Genomic DNA, 7597 nt, shown 5'->3' with positions numbered 1-7597 from the left:
AAGAAAATATCCAGTCCCATGAGCGCTAATTCGAAAAGAAGGGCATATTTTCCCCCTCCCCATCCCACAGAGGCATTGCATTTCCATGTTTATTTTTGGAAGCGGTCATTCCAGCGCAGCAACTTTTGTCGCGATCCGTAGCCAAGTGTAGCGGTTCGGGAAATCTCTCGCCAACTTGAGAATCACCTGCCGACTATGCTGGATGATGGTCGCGGCACAGAGGAAAAACTCCTGACGAAACCGGGCAATCGTATACCCGTGATGAACCGGTTCACAGCAGTCGCGTTTAAACCGTTCGTAGAGGTTGTATGCTAACAGCTTGATTAGCAAGTCGATTTCATTCGCGGTGAAGCGGCTTGTCGAAATGCGGTTGATGGAAAAGCCACGCTTGGCTTCCTTGATGTGGTTTTCCATGCAGCAACGCTGGTTGTAGAAATGCCACAGGTCAATCGGCTCCCACTCAAGGCTTGTGACGATCGCTTCATACTGCCAATCTGTATCAAGAAGAAGCCGAGATTGATCCCCATCGTACACCTGTGCTTTGCGGATGACGGCAACACGGCGTGCTTTCTTCCAGGAGGTGGCTTTGTAGACCAGTACAATGCCCTCGATGATCCACTCCTCATCGACAAATCGCTTCCAAACGGAGCAGCGTTGCACTTCCGCTTGAAGTCGCTGGGTCCATTTCAATTTTCCTACATACCCGATTCCTTTGGATTCCCATAAGCCGTAAAAGTCCTCACCGCCAAATCCTTTGTCAAATCGGGCATACTTCACCGGACGATCACCAAGCAATTCGAACGTCTGGCGGAGGAAGTCAGCGGCATTCGTGGATGAATGCGTATTTCCAGCACGAAGAACAGCGTTTAAACACAAACGAGATTGGCCTTCATAAGCCAACAGCGGATGGTAGCTTTTACGTCCCGGTTTGTGGGGATTCGTGCCAACGGCCGCGCCTTTTTGGTGACCAAAAACGGTTTCCACGGTGGAATCCAGATCCATGATGAGTTCATCGGGCAAACCAGGCGCGATGACCTGCTGATTCAACTTTCTCAAGTCGAGTGTGAAAGTTGGTTGCTTACCAAACCGATTCAATTCTTTATACAGCAAGGTGTGGTGTGGACAGCGTCCACCGAGGAAACGTTGCACAAGTGCATCCTGTTGCAACGCTCGAAAATGAAAAAGGCGTTCACAACCGAGTGTCCAGCCGATTATGAGGTAGAGCAGGATGCGAAAAACAGGGAACAGGGAGTGCCTGTGTTTGATGTTGCTCAAGTTCTGCAATGCTTTGTCCAGTTCGATTTTTTCGAGATACTCCAGGAATACTTTGCTTCCACCAACGCTGGAAGCGTGACGCAAGGAAAATTCAGTCTTGATTTTGCTGACGGGTGTGGTAGACTTCACCTAAAAGGTGCTCCTCTCTTTGGGTGATGTTGTTTTCGCAAACACTATTCTACCAAAGATTTGGGCCCTTTTTTCATTTTTCAGGCACAGTTACTTTCGAAATTCAGGATGATGATCATGCGCAATCCTTAATAGATAAATACTTAACTCCCTACAATTTAGATGGCTTAGATATTGATATGGAGGAAACTTTAACTCAAGAAAAAGAAACAAAAGCTTTTGGTGTTTTTGAAGCTCTGTCTAAACGGTTAGGACCAATGTCGAATAGCGGCAAACTGCTTATTTATGATACAAACAAAGACAATCATAGTCTATTCAAAAAAGTAGCTCCATTTTGTGATTATTTGTTTCTACAAGCTTATGGCAGAGACCCTGGCAGATTAGATAGTACATGGGCAACTTATAAAAATACGATCTTCCCTGATCAGTTACTTCCGGGGATATCTTTTCAGGAAGAATTAGGTGCAAACTGGGGTGACACTCAGGAACCATTTGAAACAAGCAGAGCTTACAAATATGCTGTATGGCAACCGGAAGATGGCCCTAAGGGAGGAATGTTTATCTATGCCATCGATAGAGATGGAAAAGAATACGGAGATAATACAATTACTAAAACAGACTTTAGTTGGACAAAAAAATTAATTGATGTCTTGAAAAACAACTAAATATTTCAGTAACATGTCCAATTGACGGAGGCAAGATCACCCCATATGCAATTGATAAGCACAACAATAATAAGCGACCATTTAGCCAGCGAATTATGTCATCTTCAAATCCTCACGTTTGAAGTAAATGAGTACACAGTAAAATAAGCCGAATCAGAGCCACGGGATTTATCCCCTGGCTCTTTTATTTGCTTGCAATACTTACTACATCAGGCACTTCGATTCTCCAACATTTCCACAATACAATTACACAGGTAATTATTACAAAATCTTAAATACATTAGTCACCATTTTTGTTATACTCAAAAACGTAATTTTTTGACAAATGCAGATTCCATCCGTCATCCAGCACCATAGAGACAATTTTGCTGTGTGACGAGATAAGGGGGGAAAGAAATGATCATTGTCCGTTTGCTTGATCTCAACCGAGACATGGACAAGAAGTGTATGGACGACAGCATTCCGTGACCAATCAGGAACGCAATATCCGATTAAATTTTTGCAAAAAAGGAGAAGAACATGAAAAAGATTATTTCTTTGATGTTATTTGTAATCCTTTCATTTACGAGTATTCCTCTTGCTTCTGCTCAATCCATCGCTAATTGCAATTTACATTGCTTCTCTGCCGGCACCCCGGTACAAACGAAGACTGGGTTCAAGCCTATTGAAGAAATCCGCATCGGTGATTTTGTTCTAACGAAGGATGAGCGAACAGGGAAAACAGGATATAATACGGTTGTTGAACTGTTCAAAAGACAGGCAGACGAGACGTACCAAATTACGGTCAAAGGAATAACAATAACGACAACGGAAGAGCATCCGTTCTGGGTTCCTGGCCGAGGCTGGATAAAGGCAAGACACCTTAAGGTAGGTGACCTGCTTCAAAATCCAGAAGGGAAACTCTATCCGATCGACCGTATCGAGATTATGAACGGCATCACCACCGTGTATAACTTCCGTGTCCAGGGAGTACATAATTATTTTGTAACAGAGCTGGAAATATGGACGCATAACTGCGGAGCCGGGGGAATGAGAAATATCCCAATGAGGGCGCCTACGGGGGGAGGCGGCGGCTCTAACCAGGCGTCTAATGTTGGAAGAGCAAAAAACAATCTAAAACCTGATAACTCCGCAACTGGAGCACACACTACATTTAAACGAGACTCTAATGGAAATGTAACAAACTATTCAACGTATAAACCACAAACTAATACGAATAACCCAAATAAGTGGGAACAAGTAAAACGGTATGACGGTGTTGGTAAAGGCGATGGACATTTTAACAAAGTAACTGGGCAAAAGATTAAAGAACCACACGTCCATGATCCCAAGACTCCAGGAGGAGTTAGAGAACCTAGAAAATCAGGGAAAGAAACCCCTATGAAGTGGTGATTAAAAATGGATATATTAATTTGGTTGGAGAATTGGTTTTTACAGAACTGCGATAATGACTGGGAGCATAGTTATGGTTTAAGAATTGCCACATTGGATAACCCCGGTTGGTCTGTAGAAATTAGTTTAAATGAAACTAATCTAGAGGAAAAGGAATATCCAAAAACAATTATAGAACGTAGCAACAATGATTGGATTCATTGTTTTGTAGAAGAAAACACTTTTAAGGGATACGGTGGACCAAACAATCTTAGAGAGATACTGGAAATATTTAAAAATTGGGCATCAATTCATGCTTAGTCTAAATGACCTTGAGTGGCTTCGTGCCTTTCAAGGTCTTTTTTCGCGGTCATATGCATACACGCTCTATTTGCTGTCGTTCGCAATGTCGGAGATTCAATCACTGGACAGCAAATTGAAGGGAAAAGCCGCTTTATCTGGATAAAGGGTAGATGAGCCTGCATACAAATAGCGCGGCCCCCGGAAGCCCGGAAGCCGCGCCGTTATCGACATGTAAGTGGTGCTGGTGAAGGGAATCGAACCCCCGACCTACGCATTACGAGTGCGTTGCTCTACCCCTGAGCTACACCAGCAGTTTAACAACGAGTATTATTATAAATAAATCGGCGAAAAGTTGCAACACCTTTTTTGCATTTTTCCACAAATTACATGTTTTCCATCAACGTTTGGCAAGTATACCAGCGGGGCAACTGATGCCGTTCCGCCGCAGCGGCCGCCTCGCCAAAGAGGACGATCACGGTGCTCGGGGCGGAACGATCCGCTTCTCCCGTCTCCACAAGGCGGACAGCATCACATGGCCACAGGTCAACCATGGCATGCTTGTGCAGCGCCTGCTCGGTCAGCTTCAGGCTGCCGAAGCCGGCATGAAGCTGCTCAGGCGCATCCGCCAACCGCTTCAGCCAGGCCCCGACCTCCGCCTTCGGCGGCGAGGTCCACCATAGGGTGCGCGGCTTGTGGCGATGCTGCAGCATATAATCCAGCCGCATCAGACTTCGAATGACGTCCAGATCCGGCACCTGCGCCCGCTCCAGAAATTGCTCCAGACGGAGGAATAGATCATGAAGCTGATGGCCGATACGCTCCCAGCCCTGTTCGGTCCAAAAATCCCCAAACTGCTGAAAAAAATCATACGGCGTCGCAAAAGAGCGATGCGTCAAATAATCAACGGTATAATCGGCTCGATGCGAATTCCAGTACTTTTCCAAAATATCCTCAACCCGCTTGATGCGGATGACATCCGAAAACGGAAGGACATCGTTCTCCAGCATTTCATAAGGGGCGTGCTCCATATATTTATACCCGTACCGGCCGGCCTCCGCCCGCAAGCCCGTGCCGCGGAGCAGCTTCAGGAAGCCGAGCTGCAGCTCCTCCGGCCGGAGCGCGAAGACGTCGTTGAACGTCTTCTTGAACGAGGCGTAATCCTCTCCCGGAAGCCCGGCGATCAAGTCGAGATGCTGATCGATTTTGCCGCCCTCCTTAATAAGGCGCACGGTGCGGCACAGCTTGTTCCAATTTTGCCGGCGCTTGACGAGCCGGTTCGTCTCCTCGTTCGTGGATTGGATGCCGATTTCGAAGCGGAAGATGCCGGGCGGCGCTTCCTTGTTCAGGAACTCGAGCACCTCCGGCCGCATAATGTCGGCGGTAATCTCGAATTGAAATACGCAGCCGTCATGATGATCGATCAGGAACCGGAAAATATCGAGCGCATAGTCGCGGTTAATATTGAACGTGCGATCGAGGAACTTGATGGTCCGCGCCCCCGCCTGAATCAAATGCTTCAAATCGGCCTTCACCCGCTCCTTGTCGAAAAATCGGACTCCCGTCTCCGTACTGGACAGGCAGAACTGGCAGTTGAACGGGCACCCGCGGCTCGTCTCAAAATATACGATGCGCTTGCCGAGAGCGGATCGATCCGCCTCGAACCGGTAGGGAGACGGCAATTGCTCCAGGTCCAGTTTGTCCTGAGGCGGATTGACGCGGATGTCCGTATCCTCCCGCCAAGCGATGCCCGCCACTGCATCGACCGGAAGGCCATTGGCAAAGCAGCCGAGCAGCGCTTTGAATACCGCCTCGCCTTCGCCCATCACGACAATATCGACAGCGGGCTCCCGCCGGAGAAAATAGTCCGGGTCGAAGGACACCTCCGGTCCTCCGAGCACGATGCGGACATCAGGCAGCACCTGCTTCAAGATCCGGGCGACAGCAAGCGTCGTTTCGATATTCCATATATAACAGGAGAAGCCGACCACATCCGGCTTCCGGTTATACAAATCGGCGGCAATCTGAAGCACCGGGTCCTTGATGGTATACTCCGCCATATCTATCTCGAATTCATCCTCTGCATATGCCTTCAACAGGCGCAGCGACAGCGCGGTATGAATATATTTTGCATTGATCGCAGCGACAATCGTCTTCATCCTTGCAGCTCCTTCGGCTGATTGAATGTGCGTGCCGGCTTCGGTCCGGCACGCCACTGCTTACCGTATCGGAAGCCTCGCCGGGAGTCTATAGCGGATATCACATCAGGCGCACCAAAGACGCTTCGGCATGCGCGCCATACCGAAGCCTGCGGCCAAAGCGGCGGAAACAAACAAACGCGGCCCCTTCAGGGACCGCGCGCCAATCGATTAACTCCATAAATCATTTACCCCGTTCATCATCTAGGCGAGACGGAGCATCGCTTTCATATCCTCCTGCGCATCGCCGATCAGCTTTAGGCCGAACAGATCGGTGAGCACGTTCATGACGCCTTCCGAGATGAATTCCGGCGGCTTCGGCCCGATCCGAATATCACGGATTCCCAGACTGAACAAGCCGAGCAAAATCGCCACCGCCTTCTGCTCGAACCACGAGAGCACGATCGATACCGGCAGTTCATTGACGCTGCAGCCGAAGGCGTCCGCAAGCGCGGCAGCGATTTTGACCGTGGATCCGGAATTGTTGCATTGTCCCAGATCGATATAACGCGGGATGCCCGTGTCCGCCACCGTACCGTAATCGACATCATTGAACCGGAACTTTCCGCACGATGTCGTCAATATGACGGTATCGTTCGGCAGCGATGTCGCCAGCTCGCGATAATATTCGCCGCCCTTGCCCGGCGCGTCGCAGCCGGCAATGACGAAGAACCGCTTGATTTTGCCATCCTTGACGGCCTGAATAATTTCCGGCGCCAGCCCGAGCACCGTCTCATGATGATATCCCGTCGTCAATGTCTGCTCGCTGTCCACGTCCGCCGCAGGCAGCGCCAGCGCACGCTCGATAAGCGGCGTGAAATCGTCGTTCAAGATCTTGGTCACGCCCTCGAGCCCGGCCACATCGTAGGAGAAGAACCGATCGGCATAGGTCCCCTTAATCGGCATGACACAGTTCGTCGTCGCGAGGATGGCGCCAGGATATTGCTCGAACAGACGGCGCTGATCATACCAGGCTTTGCCGATATTGCCTTTCAAATGCGGATATTTCTTCAATGCCGGGTAGCCATGCGCCGGAAGCATCTCGGAATGGGTGTAGATATTAATTCCCTTGCCCTCCGTCTGCTTCAGCAATTCCTCCAGCGCATACAAATTATGCCCCGTTACGACGATGGACTTGCCTTCTATTTTGTTCTGCGGGACGGTAACCGGCACGGGAACGCCGAAATGCTCCGTATGCGCCCGATCCAGCACATCCATAATGCGGATCGCCGCGCCCCCTACCTTCATCGCCATATCAAGATGCTCTTGCAAATTGAAATTGGAGTTGGTCAACGTCATATAGAGAGCTTCATGCGTAATCGCGTCTACTTCCTCATCGACATAACCCAACTGCCGCGCATGCGTCGCATACGCCGCGATGCCTTTCAGCGCAAACACGATCGTATCCTGAAGACTGGCTATCGTCTCGTCCTTGCCGCACACTCCGACAACCTTGCAGCCGCCCGTCGGCGTTTGCTCGCATTGATGACAGAACATTCGCGCTTCCTCCTGTCAAAATGGATTTCTGTCTTCAACATACTAGACGGGAAAGCGGGGCCGAGTGCGTACGATCACAACAAATATTTCAAAATCATGAATATCGCGTCAAATTCACAATCTCGCCTCATGTCACAAAAAAACAGCGCGTCCATTCCGGAT

General features: G+C 49.2%; 6 protein-coding genes and 1 tRNA gene. 3 read left to right on the top strand and 4 right to left on the bottom strand.

All coding sequences use genetic code 11. The annotated features are described in order from the left end of the window. Positions 1-105: 105 nt before the first annotated feature. On the bottom strand, positions 106-1404 hold the full coding sequence (locus tag ABD76_RS22740) for an IS1380 family transposase (protein WP_197253375.1): 1299 nt from the start codon (positions 1402-1404) through the stop codon (positions 106-108). Positions 1405-1430: 26 nt separating this feature from the next. Between ABD76_RS22740 and ABD76_RS22735 the strand changes: the two genes are divergently transcribed. From ABD76_RS22735 to ABD76_RS22725, 3 genes are all read left to right on the top strand, one after another. Next, on the top strand, positions 1431-2069 hold the full coding sequence (locus tag ABD76_RS22735) for an EndoS/ChiA family endoglycosidase (protein ID WP_420901966.1): 639 nt from the start codon (positions 1431-1433) through the stop codon (positions 2067-2069). A 519-nt stretch (positions 2070-2588) separates the two neighbouring features. Beyond that, positions 2589-3461, top strand: coding sequence for a polymorphic toxin-type HINT domain-containing protein (locus ABD76_RS22730; protein WP_197259339.1), 873 nt, complete (start codon positions 2589-2591; stop codon positions 3459-3461). A gap of 6 nt (positions 3462-3467) precedes the next feature. Further along, positions 3468-3761, top strand: coding sequence for an immunity 53 family protein (locus ABD76_RS22725; RefSeq protein ID WP_006678383.1), 294 nt, complete (start codon positions 3468-3470; stop codon positions 3759-3761). 218 nt (positions 3762-3979) lie between these two features. Here the strand turns inward: ABD76_RS22725 and ABD76_RS22720 are convergent. From ABD76_RS22720 to hcp, 3 genes are all read right to left on the bottom strand, one after another. Beyond that, positions 3980-4054, bottom strand: a tRNA-Thr gene (locus tag ABD76_RS22720). Between the two features lie 72 nt (positions 4055-4126). Further along, on the bottom strand, positions 4127-5899 hold the full coding sequence (locus ABD76_RS22715) for a B12-binding domain-containing radical SAM protein (protein ID WP_197259338.1): 1773 nt from the start codon (positions 5897-5899) through the stop codon (positions 4127-4129). Positions 5900-6142: 243 nt separating this feature from the next. Next, a complete protein-coding gene (hcp, locus tag ABD76_RS22710) occupies positions 6143-7435 on the bottom strand; it encodes a hydroxylamine reductase (protein WP_197259337.1) in 1293 nt (430 codons plus the stop codon). Positions 7436-7597 lie beyond the last annotated feature (162 nt).

The organism is Paenibacillus dendritiformis, assembly GCF_015845845.1.
Taxonomy (GTDB): domain Bacteria; phylum Bacillota; class Bacilli; order Paenibacillales; family Paenibacillaceae; genus Paenibacillus_B; species Paenibacillus_B dendritiformis_C.
Note: the sequence above shows the minus strand (reverse complement) of the source record. Positions and strands in the feature narration are given on the sequence as shown.